This is a genomic window from Shewanella carassii (assembly GCF_002777975.1).
Classification (GTDB): domain Bacteria; phylum Pseudomonadota; class Gammaproteobacteria; order Enterobacterales; family Shewanellaceae; genus Shewanella; species Shewanella carassii.
On record NZ_NGVS01000031.1, the window covers coordinates 52,038 to 73,086 of the forward strand.

Sequence of the window (21,049 nt, forward strand, 5' to 3'; positions counted from 1 at the left end):
CTAATTCGCAGCAGATTTTAAACCCTTACAGGATACAGTCAAATGATTGCCTGCAAAATCTGTGCAATATGAACAGAAATCCATACATTTGGACGTCCAAACGTCTTGATGCCTATTGACGGCCGGATGGTCATTGGTTAGATTTAGACGTCCAGACATCTTTATGGTGTCGAACTTCAGCATTCAGGAGTCGATTATGACAGAGCGGCGATTAGCAACCACAGCGGTCCGGCAGGGCATCGAATCAGACAGCCAGCACGGGGCCGTGGTGCCACCCATCTATCTGTCGACCAACTATGCCTTTGATGGCCACACCCAGCCAAGAGCCTATGATTATAGCCGCTCGGGTAATCCTACCCGCTCCATTCTGGGAGATGCTTTGGGGGAGCTGGAACAGGGCTGCAGTGCGGCAATTACAGCGACCGGCATGGCGGCCATTACCCTGGTGGTCAACCTGCTGGGGCCGGATGACCTCTTGTTGGTGCCCCATGACTGTTATGGCGGTAGCTATAGGCTGTTCACCCATCTGGCGGCCAAGGGCCAGTTTCGTTTGCAGGTGCTGGATCAAACCGACCCGCAAGCACTCGCCGCTGCCCTGGCGCAAAAGCCGCGCATGGTGTGGCTCGAGACGCCATCTAATCCGCTGCTGCGGGTAGTGGATATCGCCGCCATTGCCGAGGCGGCCCACCAGCAGGGGGCATTGGTGGTGGCCGACAACACCTTTTTATCGCCGGCGCTGCAACAGCCTTTACTGTTGGGGGCCGACATAGTGGTGCACTCGACCACTAAATACATCAATGGCCACAGCGATGTGGTGGGCGGTGCCGTGATTGCCAAAGATCCCGAACTGGCAGAGCAGCTGCACTGGTGGTCCAACACGCTTGGGCTGAGCGGTGGCGCCTTCGACAGTTACCTGACCCTGCGAGGCCTGCGTACTCTGGCGCTGAGGATCCGCGAGCATCAGGCCAATGCCGAGCGCATAGTGGCGCTGCTGAGCCAGAGCCCCGTGGTCGACAAAGTTTATTATCCGGGGCTTAAGAGTCACCCTGGTCATGAGATTGCCGCCAGGCAGCAGAGTGGCTTTGGCGCTATGCTGAGTTTTGAACTCAAGGGCGATGAGACGCAGGTGGTTACCTTCCTCGGCGCGCTCAGGCTGTTTTCCGTGGCCGAGAGCCTGGGAGGGGTTGAGAGCCTGGTGGCCGTGCCCGCCACCATGACCCACAGAGCCATGACGAGTGAGGCTCGCGCCGAAGCCGGTATTAAAGATACGCTTATTCGCTTGTCTGTGGGCATAGAAGATAGCCGGGATCTGCTAGACGATATCGCCGCCGGATTGGCGGCAGCCGCAAACTGTTGAATTGAAGGAGCTTGAGATGGCACGTTGTCACCTACATAAGTTTGGCGGTTCCAGTCTCGCCGATGCCGATTGCTACCGACGGGTCGCCCATATTTTGCTGACCCATGGTCATGCCGATGATCTTGTAGTGGTTTCCGCCGCCGGCAAGAGTACTAATTTTCTCTATAAACTGCTGAACCTGAAGGAATCCGGCGCTCTGTGGCAGGAGGAGCTACAGGAGCTTGTCGGCTATCAGCAAAATCTGATTGAACAGCTGCTGGGCAATGAACAGGCACGTCAACTGCGGGAGCGTCTGTCTACAGATAAGGCGCAACTGGCCAGTTTATTGTCTTTGCCTGAACTCAGCGAATACCAATGCAATCAGGTGGTGGGTTTCGGTGAACGCTGGTCGGCCAGACTGATGGCGGCGCTGCTGCGGGAGTCTGGTGTCGCCGCTTCCCATGTGGATGCCCGCAGCTTGTTGATTGCCGATGAGGGCGCAGTGCCCAGGATTCGCCTCGATGAGTCCCGCGAAAGGGTGCAGCGGCTGCTGGCCGAGCATCCCGATGAGCGTCTGGTGATCACCGGCTTTATCTGCGCCAATAGCCAAGGCGAAACTCTGCTGCTCGGTCGCAACGGCTCCGACTTCAGTGCCACCCTGATAGCCAGCCTGGCCGATATCGACAGGGTGACCATTTGGACAGATGTCGAAGGGGTGTTCAATGCCGATCCCAACAAGATTGCCGATGCCAGGTTGCTGAGCAGTATGTCGCTGGCTGAGGCCGACCGCCTGGCGCGGCTTGGCTCCCCGGTACTGCATTGCCGTACCCTGCAGCCTTTGTTTGATACCGAGGTCAGCCTGGCGGTGCGTTCGAGCTACGCCTCGCATACCGACTTTACCCTGATAGCCCCCAAGAGTGATGCTGCAAGCGCCCCTGTGGTGACCAATCTCAATCAGGTGTCCCTCTTGAGCCTGGAGTTCAATGGCACCCAGGCTCAGACGCTTGATGCGCTCAATGAGGCGGGTTTGAACCCGCTGGCCTACTGGTCTCAGGGGCAACACAAACTTGAGCTGGCCTATACTCCCGAATTATCCCGCCAAGTCTGGCAGTTACTGGAAGCGCAGACATCCGAGCTCAAAATTCAAAGCATTACCGAGGACAGAGAGCTTGGGCTGGTGGCGCTGGTAAGCAGTGGCGCCGGCAGTTATCGCCGCAGCTTTGCCCGCTTGCTGAGCCGTGAAGCGCGGCCTCTGTACCAGGACCAACTCAGCCTGGTCACTCTGGTGCCCAAATCGCAGGTGAACCTGCTGACCCAGAAGGTGCACAGGCGCTGCGCCGGCCCCCGCAAACGCATAGGCGTTATTCTGCTGGGGGTGGGTAACATAGGCGAAGCCTGGGTGGAACTATTTAGCCGAGCCCGCGACGGCCTCAAACGTGAGCTGGAAGCCAGTGTTGAACTCCTGGGCTTGGCGAGTTCGAGCCGTGCCTGGATCTGCAATGAAGGGATCGTTGGGGAAGACTGGCAGGCAAGGTTTGAAGCCGAAGCCACCCCTTGGCAGTATGAACATCTGTTCGAACAGCTTGCGTTGCTGCAAGCCGATGAACTGGTGGCGCTGGATATCAGTGCCAGCGCCGGACTGACACTGCAGTATCCTGAGTTCTTTGCCCGTGGCATTCATATGGTCAGTGCCAACAAGTTGGCCGGCTCTGGGCCATTGCCTTTCTACCGCGAGCTGAAACAGCAGTTGGGTAACCGCCGACTGTTCTGGCGTTACAACGCCAGTTGCGGCGCCGGGCTGCCGGTGCAGCACGCGCTCAATGATTTGCACAACAGCGGCGACAGGGTAGAGGCTGTCGGCGGTATCTTCTCCGGCACGCTCTGCTGGCTGTTTGAGCATTTCGATGGCGTCAAACCTTTCTCCGAGCTGGTGTTGCAGGCCAAAGAGCTGGGGATCACAGAGCCGGATCCCAGGGACGATCTTTCCGGGCGTGACATGCAGCGCAAGTTGTTGATATTGGCTCGTGAAATAGGTTTGGAACTAGAGCTTGAGGATATTCGCTTAAGCTCACTGGTGCCTGAGGCACTGGCCGATATTCCGCTATATGAGTTCTTGCAGCGGATCCCCGAATTGGATGCCACTCTCGCGCAGCAGTTTGCCGCCGCGGCCGAGCAAAACAAGGTGCTGCGCTATGTGGCTTCACTGGAGCAGCAAGATGACCAGGTTAACGCCGAAGTCTCTCTGCAGTGGGTCGAGCGTCAGCATCCATACGCCAATCTGACCCCGGGAGATAATGTGTTTGTCATCCGCTCGGCCTTCTACCAGGGTAATCCGCTGATCATTCGTGGCCCAGGTGCAGGTAGGGAGGTGACTGCCGCGGCAGTACAGTCGGATCTGGTGCAGATCTGTCGCGATCTGCTGCAGGAGTAGGGTTGGTATTGGCGTCATATTTGAAGCCGGTGGGCTTCTGGCTAGGAAAAGCCTGTGTGAGTGGCCGTTCTCGGACGTCCTGTCCTTCACGGTATTCGGGCTTTCAGCCTATCCGCACCGCAGGTGATGGGCTTGCGGTTTAGCTGGAAGCTGAGATCAAGTTTATTGGTGAGTTTTGGCTTAAAGCCATGCTAGCCGCTGTGCCAGCGGTCTAAAGTCGTGGAGCAAGTGCATCCATGCACAAGGGCCAGTTCGCCATCCCTGGCTCTCGCTCGTAGCCAGTCGCTACGCGACACTCGCCGCCCCACACGGCTGTATCGACTCGCCCCCTTTCCAAACCCCCAGCGACCCGCGACGCAGCGGAAAACCCCTTGTGCTTATGATGCCAATTCGCTATCGCGCCAGACGCTCATCCCTGATTCGACTGGCGCTGCTTCGGCATCCATGCCTCGCTACGCGATTGTAATCAACGCCCTGCGGCCGCTTCGAGCGGGAGTCGGTGTAATTCTGTGAAAATGGAGTAGCTTGAAATATTTGAGCGATTTGCAGACATACGCCTATTTTCCAGGCACTGGCGGAACTGTGACCGTCGAAAACAGGGACGTTTTCGTCGAGGCTACAAGGACGTATTCATGCCGTGTCACAGGAGCGCCTGTGCATAAGCCTGCGGCAGGCAATGAGTAACATCCGTCGCCGGAAGCTCGGCCAATACTAACTTAGATACTTTTAGCTGGAAGCTATGATAGCCGCTGTGCCAGCGGCCTAAAGTCGTGGTGTTCCACACCACACCGGGCAAGGGGCTTTGCTTGTCCAAAGCCCCTTGCATCCCCAAGGACACCCCAACGTAGCCGAAATCCCCGCTGGCTTATGAAACAAATTGGCTACACTCAGGACTCGCATCCTTGCTCGACCTTCGAGCCTCGACATCCCTGTCTCGGCTACGCCAATTTGCAACAACGCCCGCGGCGGCTCCGAAGGGGGAATTGGTGCAATTCTGCAATCATAGCGTTGCTTGAAATTGCTTATATAGCTACAGACATACGCCTATTTCCAGGCACAGGCGGGACTGTGACTTTCCGAGCCAGGGATGGCGAGGCAGAGCTTACAGGGATGTACTCGCAGCGAGTCACAGGATCGCCTGTGCATAAGCCTGCGGCAGGCAATGGGATACATCCGTTGCTGGAAGTCCAACCTATGTTATTTGGCTATTTTGAGCTGAAAGCAATGCTAGCCGCTGTGCCAGCGGCCTAAAGTCGTGGAGCAAGTGCATCCATGCACAAAGGCCAGTTCGCCATCCCTGGCTTTCGCCCGTAAGCATGTCGCGATACGACACTCGTTGTGTCACAGGATCGCTTGTGCGAAAGCTCTCCCCAGGTGCAAAGCCGAGGCTTTGCAGAAACACTCATTAGTGGCTTTTATACCGATTAAGATAAATACACCTTTGAAGCCATCTTTGGGCTTGACTTCAATGATAGTTTCTCTAGTATGTGGACATATAGACGTCCAAACGTCCAGATAGACAGTTGAGGGAATTTTCAATGGCTTTTCATCACGCACAACATGCGCACTCGCTGAACCAGAGCTTGTCCGAGCTCAACGGCGACATCAATGTTTCTTTCGAGTTCTTTCCGCCCTCAACGCCTGAGATGGAAACCTTATTGTGGAACTCAATTCAGCGCCTGGAGCCACTGAATCCCAAGTTTGTTTCTGTCACCTATGGTGCCAACTCAGGAGTGCGGGATCGCACTCACAGCGTGATCGAGCGGATCCAGCAGGAAACCGAGCTGGTGGCGGCGCCGCACCTGACGCTGGTAGATGCCAGTGATGAAGAGTTACTGGAGTTGGCGCGTCACTACTGGAACAGCGGTATTCGTAACATAGTGGCGCTGCGAGGCGATCTGCCGGAAGGCAGCCCCAAGCCGACACGTTTTGCCTCTGATCTGGTGCGTTTGCTGCGCTCGGTCGCCGACTTTGATATTTCGGTGGCCGCCTATCCAGAGGTGCATCCGGATGCGGCCAATGCCCAGGCCGACCTTATCAACCTGAAGCGCAAGATTGAGGCCGGTGCCAGCCGTGCCATCACCCAGTTTTTCTTCGATGTGGAGTCTTATCTCAGGTTCCGCGACCGTTGTGTGGCCGCCGGCATTGATGTGGAAATTGTTCCCGGAATATTGCCTGTGGGCAACTTCAACCAGCTTAAGCGTTTCGCCGCCATGACCAATGTGTCTTTACCGGGATGGTTGCATAGCCAGTTTGAAGGCTTGGATAACGACCCCGCAACCCGGGCGCTGGTGGGGGCCAACGTGGCCATCGACATGGTCAAGGTACTTTCCCGTGAAGGGGTGAAAGACTTCCACTTCTATACCCTGAACCGTGCCGAGCTCACCTATGCCATCTGTCATACGCTGGGAGTACGCCCCGGCAAGTGAAGGCCTTTGATAACGGCTAAGCGGATAAAAGCGAAGCCCACCATTTTGGTGGGCTTGTCTTTAGTGTGTTTTTAGTGAAAGGGTTAGACCTTGAATTGGCCAATCAGCTGTTTGAGGCGTACCGACAGCTGCGCCAGCTCTTCACCGGCAACGGCTATCTGGGCTGCACTTTCACTGCCCTGAGCCACACCATCATTGATATTGGTAAGGTTACGATTTATCTCGGCCGAGACGGCGCACTGCTCATTGGCGGCGCTGGCTATCTGGATATTCATCTGGGTAATGGCAGAAACGGCATCTCTGATCTGATCCAATGCCGTTCCGGCGCCCCGGACCTCGGTCATGCAATCCGCAGTGGTATTGTTGCTTTGTTGCATGACGACAACGGCGGATTTGGCTCCCTGTTGCAAGGTTTCGATCATCTGCTGAATCTCGGTTGTCGATGTCTGTGTGCGGCTGGCTAGAGTGCGCACTTCATCGGCGACAACGGCAAAACCTCGTCCCTGCTCTCCGGCTCTAGCCGCTTCAATGGCGGCATTGAGAGCCAGTAAGTTGGTCTGATCGGCTATGTTGCGGATGACCTCCAATACAGAATCGATGGACTGAGTATCCCGCTCTAATTGATCTATCGCTTCGGTTGCTCTCTGCGTTTCTGCAACCAAGCCTTCCATCATATTGATCACTCTTTCTACCAAGCGATTGCCTGCATCTGTGGCTTCATCTGCAGATTCTGCAGAGTCGGCGGCAACGGTAGCATTTTGGGCGACTTCCTGAACCGTGGCAGCCATTTCATTCATGGCAGTGGCCACTTGTTCGGTTTCTCTTTGTTGTTGCTCGGCGCTGTGACGGCTGTTATTGGTAATACCAGACATCTCTTCGGCCGAGGTCGCCAATGAGTCTGTAGCGTCAGCGACTTGCTGCATTGTTTGATGAATTTTACCGACAAACAGGTTGAATGCCCGTGCCAGATCGGCGATCTCATCTTTGCTGTTGATCTCAATGCGCTTGGTGAGGTCACCTTCTCCTTGAGCAATATCCTCCATGGCGCGGGCAGTTTGCGCTATGGGGCGGGTGATGCTGCGGGCGATAAAGAAGGCGATGATCACTCCTACGAATAGCGCTATGCCCCCCAGAGTCATCAGGGTGACTTTGATTTGCCATAGCTTGGCTTCTGAGTGAGTCCGGTCCATGGCGAGAGCCAAGACACCAATCGCTTGGCCTGAGAAATCTTTTACGGAATGGAGATAGAGTACGTTACTGACTCCACCCAGTTCGATATTGGATTTATTTGTGGTCCCCTGCAGGACTTGATTCATTAAGTTGGCGTTGTTGAAGACTTCTGTATTGAAGGTTCCACCAAATTGTTTGTAGCCGCTTCCATCCGGAATTAACAAGGCGATGTCGGCTTGATAGTTCTTTTTGAAAGTGTCGAAGAAGGGTTGACCAAAGGACATACCGAATTCAACTGAGCCTATATGCTGCCCCTGAAAACTCATGGGGGACAGGCCGCGGATCCCCAATCCGGCCACACCTTTTTCTAGACCCTTCATGGCTTGTTTGCGCTGATTGGTTGCTACTACGGTTTGGCGGAAGCTTGAGAGGTCATCGCCAAACTTTTCCGGTTTGTGAACCCTTAAAAATGAGGTCGCACTAGGCTTGTGGAACTGAAATTGTTGTACGGAATAGTTTTCTTTGAGTGGCTTAAAGACTTGTTGGCTGCGGTTATTCAGCGCCTCACGATCACCATAAGCAAAATCTTGCTGCATCTCAGGTGTATGAGCGACCTGGGTTGCCAGCGCTTCGGCCAGTTTCCCAGAGGAATCTATCTCTGCATTGGCTATTTGGTAGAGATCATGTAGCTCTTTTTGTTCGGAATCGTTTATCAGTTGACTGAATTCCGATTGTACCAAGGGCATGATGAAGCTCATCATGGCGATCAAGAGTAACGAGATCCCCAGTATGATTCGAGTTCCTATTTTCAGTTGTGAAAACACTTCGGCCTCCAGGCTAAGTCACAGGGTTCGAGAAGAAATTATATGGCCGCCATTATTAAGCAGTTGCGACACATAACAAACTTTTGTCGTTAACTAACTATTTTTCCCCGGCTTTCTCTGAACGAATTTATCCGACTCTCACTCAGGTGTTTACTTGATTTTTTGAACTGCTAAAATACTTAGCCTGCTAACCAATAAGCCAATCAAGATGAACAGATATATAGAACAGCTGACCGAGACTTCTCTGGGAGAGCGCTTGGGGCGTTTACACCGCCTATGGCGCATGGTCGCCGACAATGAATTGGCGCCTTTGGGGCTGACCCATCCTCGCTGGACCGCGCTGTGGAAGCTGAGACGAATGGGCGATCACATCAGTCAAAAACAGTTGGCCGAGTCGCTGGAAATTGAATTGCCTTCGTTGATGCGGACCCTGGGTCAACTGGAGCAGCAAGGGCTAATCTCCCGTCACAGCTGCGAGCATGACAAAAGGGCGCGCATCGTGTCCATGACCGCTGAAGGTGAAGAAGTCATTCGCTCCATGGAAGCCAGGATCATCCAGGTACGGGCCAAGTTGTTGGCAGGCATAGATCCGGATGAACTGGCTCATTTTGAAGCCGTGATCACCAGGATTTGCGATAACGCCCAACATCAGCTGCAGCAAGAGCAAGCGAAATAAGAGAGACTTTATGACGCCAGATCAACAATTTGCCAGACTCGTTAAAATTTCCATGGCAGGCTTTGTGCTGGTCTTCGCCTATTTTATGTTGGCGGATTTGGAGATGCCGCTGACGCCGCAAGCGATGGCGACCCGCACTGTAGTCAAGGTAGCGCCCCAAGTGAGCGGCCCGGTGCAATTTGTCGCCGTGGCCAATAATCAACATGTAGAGGCCGGGCAGTTACTCTTCGCCATCGACCCGGCTCCTTTTGAGCTCGCACTGGAGCAAGCCAAACTGGCGCTGGAGCAGGCGGTGCAGGATAACGCCGAGCTGGATGCCGCCATTGAGGCCGCCGCCGCAGATGTCAGCGCCAATGAGGCCATGTTGCAACAGAAACTACGTGAGGCCAAGCGCCTGGATGCCCTCTATGCCAGCAATGGAGTGTCACGCCAGCTCAAGGATCAGGCTGATACCGATGCCAGCTCGGCGCTAGCCAAGTTGGCCGCTTCTAAGGCGCAGTTGGCTAAACTCAAGGTTTCCCGCGGAACAGCCGGGACAGAGAACCTCAAGTTGCGCCAGGCCCGCAGCCGTTTGGCTCAAGCAGAATTGGATCTGAGTTACACCAAGGTGCTGGCAGAGAACGAAGGCATAGTGACCAATCTGCAACTGGCCGGTGGCAGCATGGCCAACAAGGGCCAACCCGTATTGGCCTTGGTGTCCGAACCATTGGATATCATCGCCGATTTTCGTGAGAAAACTCTCAGGGGCGTGGAGCAGGGCACTGAGGCCTGGGTAGCGTTCGATGCCGAGCCAGGCAGACTCTACCCTGCCAGGGTAAGCAGCCGTGATGCCGGGGTTAGCGCCGGACAATTCGATGCCAACGGCATGTTGGCGACGCCGACCGAGTCGGATCGTTGGGTGCGGGATGCCCAGCGTCTGCGGCTGCATCTTGAACTCCTGGGAGAAGAGCACCCCATGCTGGCAGCCGGTTCCCGAGCCACAGTTCAGTTGCTGCCAGACAATAGTTTCTATCGTTTCATGGCTAAGCTGCAGATCAAGGCCGTTAGTTTGCTGCACTACATCTATTGAGGTGGCCGATGATCCTGCGTCACCACCCCTTGACTCAGAATGAGTTGCGCCAGTGCCTGCGCATAGCCACCGGCGCCAGCATCGGCTTTCTGATCTGTAAGCTGATGAATTGGAACTATGGGGTGTTTTATACCGTCACCCCCATGCTGTTGCTGGGATTGGTACCAGTGATGAACGGCCATGCGGCGCGGCAGTTATTGGCCGCGGCAGTTGTCTGTGGGGTTGAGGTGGGCATCATAGGCGGTTTGTTTGGCAGCCATCCGGCACTGATGACCTTGATTGTCTTCGTGCTGTTTCTATATCGCTTTGCCTGCATGTCCCGCGGCGCCCTGTTTCTGTTTGGTGCCAACGGGGTGATCAGCCTCAGCATCATGCTGCATTTTGCCAGTTATCCGGATACCGATCTTAACGATCTCATCTTCGGTAATTTTTGGGCCAGTGTACTGTCAGTGCTGATTGCTTATCTGATGACAGTGCTGATCCCGGATGTTGAACTTCGCGGCGCCTATGTGCCCGGACCCAAACAGCCCCACAGAATGCGCCATGAAGCGCTGATGGGGGCCAGCGTTGCCACTCTTTCCTTCTTGATATTCCAGGCCTTCGATCTGCGCGATTCCATGTCGGCGCAGGCTACCACTCTGCTGTTGCTGTTTCCCATGCATTGGAACGGTGCCCTCGACTATGCCCGTAAACGGGCGATGGGCACAGTGCTCGGGGTGGCATATGGTATGGCGGTGCAGCTGTTGCTGTATGACTGGTCCGGTGTGCTCTTGTTGGTCGTGCCTATGCTCTGGCTCGGGACTCTGCTGTTTGCCCAGGCCCATGTCAAAGAGGCCAGTGGCTCGGCGGTGGGCTTTGGTGCCATGACCACCCTAGGGATACTGTTCGGTCAGTATTTGGCACCGGGTAATGATTTGATCTTCAGCGCTCTCTACCGCGTGAGCAGTATTCTGGTGGCCATAGTTGGCACCTTGTTGGCCTGTTATCTGTTGCACCATTTACTCAACAGTTTTAAGGCGACGCATTTTGGTGAATAGCGATTTGTAAACGATAATCGTTATCCAATATATTGTTAGCAAAGGGTTTTTTATAAAATCAAAATCGTAAGCAAATATTTCAAAGTTGGACTCATGTCGATGCTGTAAACCTTATGGCATAGGGATTGTGCCAAGGCGCCATGATTTTTTGATATTTATCGCAAACTTCTCATATATGTGATTTGGATCTATGCTGTTCGCCATTACTCATAATGGGGGATAACAGATGAAATCAATCACGCTCGCCGCTGGTGGCCTGCTGCTGTTGGCTCAGTCCATAGGGACAGCCATGGCAACAGAACCGACTATGCCACCACAGGCCGCGCTTTGTGGCAGTTGCCACGGCCCTCAGGGACAGGGCATTGAGCCACTGGGCCCGAGACTCGCCGGACTCTCAAGCCAGTATATTCAACAACAGATCAAGCTGTTCCAGGCCGGAACCCGCCAAAACGCCACCATGATGCCTATGGCCATGACCCTGCAGGGAGATGAGGTTATCGGTCAGGTAGCGGATTACTTCGCGGCCCAGAGCGTCGCTGAAGTTAAACCTCAGCTCAGAGGTGAGCAGGTGGTATTTGCCGATCCGACTGAAAAACTGGTGTACCAGGGTGACTGGACCCGGAACCTACCCGCTTGTGTAACATGTCATGGCCCGTCAGGCCTGGGGGGCGGCACTTTCCCAAGGCTTGCCGGTCAGCAAGCCAGTTACATCAAGACTCAACTGCACGCCTGGCAGGATGGCAGCCGTAAAGGCGATGTCGATGGCATGATGGAGCATGTTGCCAAACAGCTCAACAGCGCCGAAATCGACGCCATCGCCAGTTATTTTGCCAATCTCAAGTAAGGACGCAGCATGAAAAAATCTACTCTGTTTATCATGGGTGCTGTGGCCGCAATGACAGCTCAGGCCCAGGCCGAGAATCTGCCCGATCGCCAGGCGCAACTGCCATCATCACCCAAGGTGCAAGGGCAGGAATATCTGATCCCCAGACCACTGGATGCGATTCCGGCCGGCGCCTTTGGTGATAAGGTGCGTCAGGGCTATCAGTTGTTCGTCAATACTCAGCAACTGCGCGATAAATACGTCGGCAATGAGCTGAACTGTGTCAACTGCCATATGGATGCCGGCCGTAAGCCCAACGCTTCTCCTATCTGGGGCGCTTATTTTGCTTATCCTGCCTATCGGAAGAAGAACGACAAGGTCAACAGCTTCGAAGAGCGTATTCAGGGCTGTTTCACCTACTCAATGAACGGCAAGGCGCCAGAGAGCGGCAGCCCTGAGTTGGTGGCCTTGTCTGCCTATGCCTATTGGCTTGGGGTTGGTGGCTTGATGGATCAATACGGTGTCAAAGGCGAAGTGCCTGAACTGGCCGATGCCGAGCTTATCAAGGGCGGCAAACGGGAAGACTTCCCCATCCCTGAAGCCATTAAGCAGCAGTTGACGGTAGAGCAACGCGCCAATCTGCCGGGCCGGGGTTACCCTTCAATACCCAAACCTGAATTGGCTTATGATCCGGCCCGCGGTGAGCAGGTTTATCAGGCTCATTGCCAGGCATGTCATGGCGCCGATGGCCAAGGTCAGGCGATAGCCGGTGTGTATGCCTTGCCACCGCTTTGGGGGCCGCAGAGTTTTAACTGGGGCGCCGGAATGCACAGGGTCAACACGGCGGCCTTCTTTATCCACGAGAATATGCCACTGGGCAAGAGTATGCAGCTGACCACTCAACAAGCCTGGGATGTAGCCGCCTATATCAACTCCCATGAACGTCCTCAGGATCCCCGCTTCAAAGGAAAGCTCGAGGAAACCCAAGGCAAGTATCACAAGCATGCCGGTTACTACGGTAAAGAGGTAAAGGGTACCTTGCTGGGCAAAGAGGCTTATCCCATCTTCCCCAAGAAGTCGTAAGGCAAGAGCCTTAATCTATTCGGCGCGCCACTAGGCGCGCTTTTTTTGTTTGGCAGTACAGGGTTGGGAACTTGACTCTGTGGCTTTAGCCCGAGGGCTGGTAATTGACTGACTGAAGCCATGAAAAAGTAAAAGGCCGGTCTCAGGGGGAGGACCGGCCTTGGATACTGATGAGCTCAAACGGAGATGAGCCTAAGCATCACGCTCTGCTCAGATGATCAGAGGTTGTTTTCCAGGTATTGACGGATAGCCGTGTCGTTAAAGACACAGGCGTGGTTGCCGCCGAAACCGACTTCGAGAGCGAAAACGCCATCACCGATACGCATGTTCTTGGCTTCTTCGGCATTGTCGTTGATGTTCTTGATATGCAGAGTCTTGATCTGCGCAACAATCTCTTCCTTGGCGTCCTGGTCGTTGGCGAGTTCTTTGAACGCGGATTTGACACGATCCAGTGCATAGGTGGGCACGTACATGATCTCTTTGGCGCTGTCGAAGCTGTCCCAGTCAAAGGTTACGTCCAGGTCGGCATCCAGAATGCTCTTTATGTCCTGTTTGAACTCAACCACATACTGCTCTTCGATAGAGCGCTTCCATTGCTTTTCTTGTAAACCCATTATTTCCTTCTCTATAAGTTGAGGAGAGCGCGTACTGGCCACTCAAGCAACCGATTTACGCCCCCAAATCATATCCCTTGGTTTGTTTCCAAGGAGGTAAACCGGGGCCAGTCTACCTACTTTGTGGCATGGGATCCATAGGGTTATAACCGAAAAATGCTTCCTTAAAATTAAGTTAAAAACTCAGCTAATCAATGAGATTGGTTATTTCTGTCCGGGGAACGGCTATTTGTTCGCGATCGAAAACACTCGTTAGCAACTCTCTAGCGCTGATGGCAAATCCTCGCTGCGCTAGGGACGGAAAGGCGTTTGGCCATTATGTTTAGCGTCAGACTGAGGCGGTGGTCGCCCGCGCCTTATCACCGACTCTTGGGGTTGAAATTTGGCATTGGCTTGAGCAGGGGCGCAGCAGATGTGACCGCAGTTTGCTCCATTATGATGGGGAGTCTTGGCTATTGGCTGCAGCAATATCGGGAGAAATGCTTACTCTTTGTTGGGAAGATTACTTTCTTTAGCTTGGCAGTTCAGCTGCTGTCTATTGGCAAGCTGTGTACCCTGGGGCAAGATGAAACAGGCCGTATGTCGTTTTGCTCGAACTTTCAGTATAAGCTTGCCCATTCAATCAGGATCACAGGGATTGTCATGACTCAGACTCACTATATTGCCCGTTGCCATTGTGGCGGGATTCAGTTGGCGCTCACGTTTCCCGAAGGAGTGAACAATGTTCGTCGGTGTGATTGCTCCATGTGTCGCCGCCGCGGTGCGCCGGTAGCCTCTGTGTCCTTGACCAATCTCAAGCTGGTGAGCGGTGCAGAGCTGCTCAGCTGTTATCAGTTCAATACCCATACCGCTAAACATTATTTCTGTAGTCGCTGCGGTATCTATACTCACCATCAACGGCGCTCGAATCCACAGGAGTATGGCGTTAATCTGGGGTGCATCGACGAGTTGGATCCTTTTGTCTTCAAGGATGCTCCCGTGATGGATGGCATCAATCATCCCGCTGACAGGGAGGTCTTATGACCGATAAGTCCGTCGCTCGCTGCCCTGTATGTCAACAAGCCAACCAATGCGCCATGGCGGCCGGGACAGATCCTGCGCTTTGCTGGTGCATGAAGGCTGACTTCAGTTACCTGGAGTTGGCGCTGCGAGAGATTCCCAAACACAGTTGTATCTGCCGACACTGTTTAATCAATATAAAGAAAAATGCCGCTCACCATGAGTGAGCGGCATTTTTACCGAGTCAATTTAATCCGCTGGCTCAGCCGCGGTCGTCACGACGACGGGGCTTACGATCCGGACGGCGCTCTCCAGAGTGCTTGCGAGGGCGACGAGCAGGGCGCTGTTCACCTTCGAAGCTCTGGCTACCGGCTTCACGGATATTGATAGGCTTGCCACATACCCGAACTTTCTTCAGGTGCGCCAGTACGTCTTTAGGCATACCTGCGGGCAGATCGACTGTAGTCAGAGAGTCAAACAGTTGGATCTGGCCAATGTAACGACTGTCTATGCTGGCTTCGTTGGCGATGGCACCCACGATATTGCCCACACCCACACCGTGCTCACGACCCACATCCAGTACATAACGGCACATCTGCAGATCCGGGTTATCCTTCAGGGATTCGGCCTTGCCGAGATCGCCGGGAACCGGACGAGAGTCACGACGACGCGAACCGCGATCTTCCCGTGAGCCACGATCGTCGCGTGAGCTGCGATCATCACGGCTGTCACGCTGACGTTCCTGGATCGGAGGCAACTGCAGCGGACGCTCCTGCTGTACCTGTTGCAGCAGTGCGGCCGCCAGAATATCTGTGTCCACTTCCAACTGCTGACACAGCTGAGCCACGGCGCCCTTCATAAAGTCCAGCTCTTCGTTGGCTATGATGGCAGCAACCTGCTCGCCCAGGCGTGACAGACGGCGCTCGGCCACAGTTTCAGGGCTTGGGATCTTCATCGGTGAAATACGGCTGTTGGTGGCACGCTCAATGGTGCGCAGCATGCGCATCTCTCTGTGAGTCACAAACAGAATCGCCATTCCGGTACGACCGGCGCGGCCGGTACGACCGATACGGTGTACATAGGCTTCGGTATCGTAAGGGATGTCATAGTTGACCACGTGACCGATACGTTCAACGTCCAGACCACGGGCGGCAACATCGGTGGCAATCAAAATGTCCAGCTTACCGGACTTGAGTTGATCCACGGCGCGCTCACGGGCCTGTTGGTTCATATCACCGTGCAGTGGCGATGAGGCGTAACCGCGGGCCTCCAGCTTCTCGGCCAGTTCCACACAAGAGTTACGGGTACGCACAAAGATGATGATACCTTCGGTGTTTTCCACTTCGAGTACACGCACCAGGGCTTCCAGCTTGTTGTGCTGAGATACCTGCACAAAGCGCTGCTCGATGGAGTCAACCGTGGTGTGGCTGGCGGCAATGCTGATGGTGGCAGGGTTGTTCAGGTGCTTGTTGGCAACCCGCTTGATCTGCTCAGGCATGGTGGCAGAGAACAGTGCCAGCTGACGCTCGGCCGGAGTATGATCCAAGATCCACTCGATATCGTCGATAAAGCCCATTTTCAGCATTTCATCGGCTTCATCCAGCACCAGAGCCTTGAGGCTGTCGAGCTTGAGGGTGCCACGGCGCATATGGTCCATGACCCGGCCTGGTGTACCAACTACGACCTGAGGACCACGACGCAGCGCCTGCAGTTGTTGGTGCATGCTTTGACCGCCATAGATAGGCAGTACATGGAAACCTTTCATGAATTTGGCATAGCTGGAGAAAGCTTCTGCTACCTGTACCGCCAGTTCGCGGGTCGGTGCCAGCACCAGGATTTGCGGTGCGTTGAGGTTATGATCTGTTGCATTAAGCAGAGGCAGAGCAAAGGCGCCGGTCTTACCCGTACCTGTCTGTGCCTGGCCGAGAATATCCTGGCCCGCCATCAGGGGGGCGATACTCGCGGCTTGAATTGGGGTCGGATTCTCATAGCCGAGCTCATCTAGAGCACGCAGCAATGCCTCGGAGAGGCCGAGTTCCCGGAAAGTTTTTTCATTGGATGACATGGGTTGTAGCCTTGTGGACGCGTCTGGATGACGCAGAAAGTTTCACAGACAGAAAATCAACCCCGTGTCGATTTCCCGCACCGAAAACGCCAGATTATAACAGCGAAATCTGCTATTTTCCACGGCTAAAGGTGTTTTTATGGCAAATTTAAAGCAAATAGTAGGCCAACTATCGGTTTTGTAACTGTTTCGATGGCAGTCGCAGCAGCAGATCGGCCGCTTCGGCCACGGCGCCGATGAATGGATAATCCAGTCTGTCGGGCGTGTCGTCACGGGTGTGGTACTGGGCGTGGGCGGGTACGCCGAAATAGAGCCAGGGGATCTCGGCTCGGTGGAAGGGGTAATGATCCGAGGCCCTGAGCCAGTCGCTGCGCTGCACGCTGCGGCCAATGGGGCGCGGATGACTGGGGCGAATGCACAGGCCTGTGCCCGCCATCAGATAGGCGCTGAAGTCATCATAGTGGTGGAAATAGCGGCTGCCTTCGAGGTAGATGGCATAGGGAAGCCCGGGCCTGCCTATCATGTCCAGATTGACCGCCAGCGAGATGTGCTCGGCAAAACCGCTTTGCTGCAAAGCGCTCACCAAGGCTTTGCTGCCATAGAGTCCGGGTTCTTCGGCGTCACTGGTAATAAACAGCAGGTTGTAGCGACTGGGCTCTTGCTTGACTCTCTGGGCGATGGCCAGCAATGCCGCCACGCCAGAGGCGTTGTCATCGGCCCCCGGATAAAAGCCCGGACCGCGATCGCCTAGGTGATCATAGTGGGCAATTAGCAGGCGCCACTCAGTGGTCGGTCTAGCTGCCGGTAGCCAGCCCAAAAGGTTGATGCCCTGAACTTGAGTAAAGCCATCGACATAGTTGAATGAGTGTTGAAAGCCGCTCAAGGCCTGGGTCAGGGGCGGAAATACCGAAGTGAGCGGCTGCAGGCCGATTAGTTCAAAGCGCTCTGTGAGGTACTCACGGCTGAGCGCAGCGCCTTGGGTGCCGCTGCGCCGACCTTGCAATCTGGGCGAGGCCAACACTTCGACATCCTGTTGCAGCTGCGTCGTCTCGGCCCAGCTCAGTTGAATCTCAGCGCCGCAGCGTTCGGGCGAGCTGCTGCAGCCGGCAGCAAGCATCGGCAATATCAATAGGAGTGCCCACAGCGGCAGGCGGATAGAGAGTGCCCACAGCGGGGGAGGGATAGATAGTCCCCACAGCGGCGGGCGGATAAAGAGTGTCATCGGCATCCTGCCTCCGGCAACGGCAATCAACTCAAGCTATGTTGCAGTTTATACCATTCCCCGAGACGGGGTTGCCCGCTTATTTAACGAGTTGTGCCGCGCCGCCCTGCGGAGCGTTGTGGTTACGGCTGGCCGAAGGTGTTTCGGTTTCCGCTCGACCCTTGAGCCTGAACGCTTCAATACCCGACACCAAATGACGCTTGGCGCCTATGGTGACCAGCGTCGCCGGCGGCAGGGCACTGGGTTCAACCAGCGCCCTACGGCCATCGGGCAGGGCGACGGTAGTCCCGTCCGGGCCGGAATGCACCACTTCACCCAAATAGCGTTTGCAGTTGCCCACCAAGGGGTCAAAAGCCGCCAGCAATAAACCCGCCATACAGGGAGCCAGGGCCAATAACAGTAGTCTGTTGCCTGTCACCGTCACCTCACAGCATAGGCTTCAGGAAGCGGGCGGTATGGGACTCTGGATGCTCGGCTACCTGCTCCGGGGTACCGGCCACCAAAATCGTACCGCCACCCGAGCCGCCTTCCGGCCCCAGATCCACTATCCAGTCGGCTGTCTTGATCACATCCAGATTGTGTTCAATCACCACTATGGTGTTGCCCTGGGACTTGAGTCTGTGCAGTACATCCAGCAGCAGCTGGATATCGGCAAAGTGCAGCCCTGTAGTGGGTTCATCCAGAATATAGAGGGTCTTACCGGTATCCCGCTTTGACAGCTCTTTAGCCAGTTTGACCCGCTGAGCCTCGCCGCCGGAAAGAGTCGTGGCGCTCTGGCCCAAACGTATATAAGACAGACCGACATCCATCAGGGTTTGTAGTTTACGGGCAATGGCCGGCACCGCATCGAAGAACACTCGGGCTTCCTCGACCGTCATCTGCAGCACTTCGTGAATGTTTTTGCCCTTGTACTTCACTTCCAGCGTTTCACGGTTGTAACGCTTGCCCTTACAGACATCGCAAGGTACGTACACATCCGGCAGGAAGTGCATCTCTACTTTGATAAGGCCGTCACCCTGACAGGCCTCACAGCGGCCGCCCTTGACGTTGAAGGAGAAACGCCCCGGCTGATAGCCGCGGGTACGGGATTCCTGAGTCGCCGAAAACAGTTCGCGGATCGGGGTAAATATGCCGGTATAGGTGGCCGGGTTGGAGCGCGGCGTACGGCCTATGGGGCTCTGATCTATATCCACCACCTTGTCGCACAGCTCCATGCCCTCGATACGTTCATAGGGCGCCGGCTCTTCGGCGGTGGCGCCGTTGAGCATGCGATGGGCAATCTTGAAGAAGGTGTCGTTGATCAGGGTGGACTTACCCGAGCCCGACACCCCGGTGACACAGGTCAGCAGCCCGACCGGGATCTCCAGATCTACCTGTTTGAGGTTGTTGCCGCTGGCACCGAATAGCTTGATCATCTTGTCGGGATCGCAGGGCACCCGACCTCCGGCCACGGTGATCTTTTTCTTGCCGGACATATATTGGCCGGTGACAGAGGCTTCACAGGCCATGATGGCGTTGATGTCACCGTCACAGATCACTTCACCGCCATGCACCCCGGCGCCGGGGCCGATATCGATAATATGATCCGCCATGCGGATGGCATCTTCATCGTGTTCGACCACTATCACTGTGTTGCCCAAGTCCCGCAGGTGAGTGAGGGTGTTGAGCAGGCGCTCGTTGTCGCGCTGATGCAAACCAATCGAAGGCTCATCGAGTACATACATCACCCCGACCAGACCGGCGCCGATTTGGCTGGCCAGGCGGATCCGCTGCGCCTCGCCACCAGAGAGGGTTTCTGCCGAACGAGATAAACTCAGGTAGTTGAGGCCGACATTGACTAAGAAACCCAGGCGATCGCCCACTTCTTTGAGGATCTTCTCGGCTATCTGCGCCTTTTGCCCCTCAAAGCTCAGGGTGGCGAAGTAGTCGCTGGCCTCACCAATGGACCAGGTGGTCAATTCCGGCAGGTTGATATTGCCGATAAACACGTTGCGGGCCTCTTCGCGCAGGCGCGAGCCGCCGCAGCTGGAACAGGCCTGATTGCTAATGTACTTGGCCAGCTCTTCACGCACCGAGTTGGACTCTGTCTCCCGGTAGCGTCTGTCCATGTTGTTGAGGATCCCCTCGAACGGATGGTTGCGAACCACCACATCGCCGCGATCATTGATATAACGGAAGGCGACATTCTCTTTGCCTGAGCCGTAGAGCACTATTTGCTTCACTTTGGCGGGGAGATCGCCAAAGGGGGTTTCCACATCGAAGCCGTAGTGCTCGGCCAGCGAGGTGAGCATCTGGAAATAGTAGAAGTTGCGTCTGTCCCAGCCGCGAATGGCACCGCCTGCCAGCGACAGCTCGTCGTTGGTGATCACCCGATCGGGATCGAAAAACTGCTGTACCCCGAGGCCGTCACAGGTCGGGCAGGCTCCGGCGGGGTTGTTGAAGGAAAACAGCCTGGGTTCCAACTCGGCCATGGAGTAACCACAGTGAGGGCAGGCGAAGTTGGCGGAGAACAGCAACTCTTCATTGCTGCCTTCCTCCATGCTGGCCACAGTGGCCACGCCGCCGGACAGCTCCAGTGCGGTTTCGAAAGATTCCGCCAGCCGCTGCTGCAGATCCTCGCGCACCTTGAAGCGGTCAACCACCACATCGATATTGTGTTTTACATGCAGATCCAGCGCCGGTGGATCGGAAAGATCGCACACCTCGCCATCGATCCGGGCGCGAAGATAGCCCTGGGCCGCCAGGTTCTCCAGTAATTTGACATGCTCACCCTTGCGGCCCTGCACTACGGGGGCCAACAGCATCAGGCGCTCGCCTTCGGGGCGCTCCAGCACCTTGTCTACCATCTGGCTAACGGTTTGTGCCGCCAGCGGCTGGCCGTGAACCGGGCAGCGGGGCTCGCCCACGCGGGCAAACAGCAATCTGAGATAGTCGTAGATTTCGGTAATGGTTCCCACGGTAGAGCGAGGGTTGTGGGAAGTGGACTTCTGTTCAATCGAGATCGCCGGGCTCAGACCTTCGATATGATCTACATCCGGTTTTTCCATCAGACTCAAAAATTGACGGGCATAGGCCGACAGGGATTCCACATAGCGCCGCTGACCTTCGGCGTAGAGGGTATCGAAGGCGAGAGAAGATTTGCCCGAGCCAGATAAGCCTGTAATAACAATGAGTTTGTCTCGGGGAATGGTCAGATTGATGTTCTTGAGATTGTGGGTTCTGGCACCGCGAATGTCTATCTTGTCCATCACTCTCTACTTTGGCTAATCAC

The 21,049-nt window shown here is 55.2% G+C and carries 16 protein-coding genes; 10 read left to right on the forward strand and 6 right to left on the reverse strand.

Going from position 1 to position 21,049, the window contains the following annotated elements; all coding sequences use genetic code 11:
- Nucleotides 1–196: 196 nt before the first annotated feature.
- From metB to metF, 3 genes are all read left to right on the forward strand, one after another.
- Nucleotides 197–1,357 (forward strand): cystathionine gamma-synthase, encoded by a 1,161-nt coding sequence (gene metB, locus CBE72_RS15030; RefSeq protein WP_100144638.1) that lies wholly within the window; start codon nucleotides 197–199, stop codon nucleotides 1,355–1,357.
- A gap of 16 nt (nucleotides 1,358–1,373) precedes the next feature.
- Complete coding sequence (locus CBE72_RS15035; RefSeq protein ID WP_100144640.1) at nucleotides 1,374–3,767, forward strand: bifunctional aspartate kinase/homoserine dehydrogenase II; 2,394 nt, start codon at nucleotides 1,374–1,376, stop codon at nucleotides 3,765–3,767.
- A gap of 1,538 nt (nucleotides 3,768–5,305) precedes the next feature.
- Nucleotides 5,306–6,196 carry a methylenetetrahydrofolate reductase gene (gene metF / locus CBE72_RS15045; protein ID WP_100144644.1) on the forward strand — a complete coding sequence of 297 codons (891 nt, stop codon included), beginning with the start codon at nucleotides 5,306–5,308 and terminating at the stop codon, nucleotides 6,194–6,196.
- An 83-nt stretch (nucleotides 6,197–6,279) separates the two neighbouring features.
- On the opposite strand, the gene CBE72_RS15050 is transcribed toward metF, so the two are convergent.
- The gene (locus CBE72_RS15050; RefSeq protein ID WP_478010303.1) at nucleotides 6,280–8,190 is read right to left on the reverse strand and encodes a methyl-accepting chemotaxis protein; all 1,911 of its coding nucleotides are present in this window, start codon (nucleotides 8,188–8,190) and stop codon (nucleotides 6,280–6,282) included.
- Nucleotides 8,191–8,398: 208 nt separating this feature from the next.
- Between CBE72_RS15050 and slyA the strand changes: the two genes are divergently transcribed.
- The 5 genes from slyA to CBE72_RS15075 all read left to right on the forward strand — a co-directional run bounded on the left by slyA (nucleotide 8,399) and on the right by CBE72_RS15075 (nucleotide 12,878).
- Nucleotides 8,399–8,866, forward strand: coding sequence for a transcriptional regulator SlyA (gene slyA / locus CBE72_RS15055; protein ID WP_100144646.1), 468 nt, complete (start codon nucleotides 8,399–8,401; stop codon nucleotides 8,864–8,866).
- A 10-nt stretch (nucleotides 8,867–8,876) separates the two neighbouring features.
- A complete protein-coding gene (locus tag CBE72_RS15060; RefSeq protein ID WP_100144648.1) occupies nucleotides 8,877–9,935 on the forward strand; it encodes an HlyD family secretion protein in 1,059 nt (352 codons plus the stop codon).
- A gap of 8 nt (nucleotides 9,936–9,943) precedes the next feature.
- Nucleotides 9,944–10,972 (forward strand): DUF2955 domain-containing protein, encoded by a 1,029-nt coding sequence (locus CBE72_RS15065; RefSeq protein ID WP_100144650.1) that lies wholly within the window; start codon nucleotides 9,944–9,946, stop codon nucleotides 10,970–10,972.
- 289 nt (nucleotides 10,973–11,261) lie between these two features.
- Nucleotides 11,262–11,816 (forward strand): c-type cytochrome, encoded by a 555-nt coding sequence (locus CBE72_RS15070; protein WP_229671996.1) that lies wholly within the window; start codon nucleotides 11,262–11,264, stop codon nucleotides 11,814–11,816.
- Nucleotides 11,817–11,825: 9 nt separating this feature from the next.
- Nucleotides 11,826–12,878 carry a c-type cytochrome gene (locus CBE72_RS15075; RefSeq protein ID WP_100144653.1) on the forward strand — a complete coding sequence of 351 codons (1,053 nt, stop codon included), beginning with the start codon at nucleotides 11,826–11,828 and terminating at the stop codon, nucleotides 12,876–12,878.
- A gap of 218 nt (nucleotides 12,879–13,096) precedes the next feature.
- On the opposite strand, the gene CBE72_RS15080 is transcribed toward CBE72_RS15075, so the two are convergent.
- Nucleotides 13,097–13,492 (reverse strand): hypothetical protein, encoded by a 396-nt coding sequence (locus tag CBE72_RS15080; protein ID WP_100144655.1) that lies wholly within the window; start codon nucleotides 13,490–13,492, stop codon nucleotides 13,097–13,099.
- A 642-nt stretch (nucleotides 13,493–14,134) separates the two neighbouring features.
- On the opposite strand from CBE72_RS15080, the gene CBE72_RS15085 reads away from it, so the two are divergent.
- Together CBE72_RS15085 and CBE72_RS15090 are read left to right on the forward strand one after the other, a co-directional pair.
- A complete protein-coding gene (locus CBE72_RS15085; protein WP_100144935.1) occupies nucleotides 14,135–14,515 on the forward strand; it encodes a GFA family protein in 381 nt (126 codons plus the stop codon).
- The gene (locus CBE72_RS15090) at nucleotides 14,512–14,718 is read left to right on the forward strand and encodes a cysteine-rich CWC family protein (RefSeq protein ID WP_100144657.1); all 207 of its coding nucleotides are present in this window, start codon (nucleotides 14,512–14,514) and stop codon (nucleotides 14,716–14,718) included. Before CBE72_RS15085 ends, CBE72_RS15090 begins: the two co-directional genes overlap by 4 nt.
- A 35-nt stretch (nucleotides 14,719–14,753) precedes the next feature.
- On the opposite strand, the gene CBE72_RS15095 is transcribed toward CBE72_RS15090, so the two are convergent.
- From CBE72_RS15095 to uvrA, 4 genes are all read right to left on the reverse strand, one after another.
- Nucleotides 14,754–16,556 carry a DEAD/DEAH box helicase gene (locus CBE72_RS15095; protein WP_100144659.1) on the reverse strand — a complete coding sequence of 601 codons (1,803 nt, stop codon included), beginning with the start codon at nucleotides 16,554–16,556 and terminating at the stop codon, nucleotides 14,754–14,756.
- A 169-nt stretch (nucleotides 16,557–16,725) separates the two neighbouring features.
- Nucleotides 16,726–17,784 carry a M28 family peptidase gene (locus tag CBE72_RS15100; RefSeq protein WP_229671990.1) on the reverse strand — a complete coding sequence of 353 codons (1,059 nt, stop codon included), beginning with the start codon at nucleotides 17,782–17,784 and terminating at the stop codon, nucleotides 16,726–16,728.
- A 73-nt stretch (nucleotides 17,785–17,857) separates the two neighbouring features.
- Nucleotides 17,858–18,196 (reverse strand): hypothetical protein, encoded by a 339-nt coding sequence (locus CBE72_RS15105; protein WP_157929097.1) that lies wholly within the window; start codon nucleotides 18,194–18,196, stop codon nucleotides 17,858–17,860.
- Between the two features lie 7 nt (nucleotides 18,197–18,203).
- A complete protein-coding gene (gene uvrA / locus CBE72_RS15110) occupies nucleotides 18,204–21,026 on the reverse strand; it encodes an excinuclease ABC subunit UvrA (protein WP_100144663.1) in 2,823 nt (940 codons plus the stop codon).
- Nucleotides 21,027–21,049: the final 23 nt, after the last annotated feature.

What these genes read in the sequence shown, in the direction of transcription:
- slyA (WP_100144646.1), top strand. Translation starts at nt 8,399, where the DNA reads ATGAACAGATATATAGAACAGCTGACCGAGACTTCTCTGGGAGAGCGC.
- CBE72_RS15035 (WP_100144640.1), top strand. Translation starts at nt 1,374, where the DNA reads ATGGCACGTTGTCACCTACATAAGTTTGGCGGTTCCAGTCTCGCCGAT.
- CBE72_RS15085 (WP_100144935.1), top strand. Translation starts at nt 14,135, where the DNA reads ATGACTCAGACTCACTATATTGCCCGTTGCCATTGTGGCGGGATTCAG.
- CBE72_RS15060 (WP_100144648.1), top strand. Translation starts at nt 8,877, where the DNA reads ATGACGCCAGATCAACAATTTGCCAGACTCGTTAAAATTTCCATGGCA.
- CBE72_RS15095 (WP_100144659.1), bottom strand. Translation starts at nt 16,556, where the DNA reads ATGTCATCCAATGAAAAAACTTTCCGGGAACTCGGCCTCTCCGAGGCA.
- metB (WP_100144638.1), top strand. Translation starts at nt 197, where the DNA reads ATGACAGAGCGGCGATTAGCAACCACAGCGGTCCGGCAGGGCATCGAA.
- metF (WP_100144644.1), top strand. Translation starts at nt 5,306, where the DNA reads ATGGCTTTTCATCACGCACAACATGCGCACTCGCTGAACCAGAGCTTG.
- CBE72_RS15080 (WP_100144655.1), bottom strand. Translation starts at nt 13,492, where the DNA reads ATGGGTTTACAAGAAAAGCAATGGAAGCGCTCTATCGAAGAGCAGTAT.
- CBE72_RS15065 (WP_100144650.1), top strand. Translation starts at nt 9,944, where the DNA reads ATGATCCTGCGTCACCACCCCTTGACTCAGAATGAGTTGCGCCAGTGC.
- uvrA (WP_100144663.1), bottom strand. Translation starts at nt 21,026, where the DNA reads ATGGACAAGATAGACATTCGCGGTGCCAGAACCCACAATCTCAAGAAC.
- CBE72_RS15100 (WP_229671990.1), bottom strand. Translation starts at nt 17,784, where the DNA reads ATGCCGATGACACTCTTTATCCGCCCGCCGCTGTGGGGACTATCTATC.
- CBE72_RS15090 (WP_100144657.1), top strand. Translation starts at nt 14,512, where the DNA reads ATGACCGATAAGTCCGTCGCTCGCTGCCCTGTATGTCAACAAGCCAAC.
- CBE72_RS15075 (WP_100144653.1), top strand. Translation starts at nt 11,826, where the DNA reads ATGAAAAAATCTACTCTGTTTATCATGGGTGCTGTGGCCGCAATGACA.
- CBE72_RS15070 (WP_229671996.1), top strand. Translation starts at nt 11,262, where the DNA reads ATGGCAACAGAACCGACTATGCCACCACAGGCCGCGCTTTGTGGCAGT.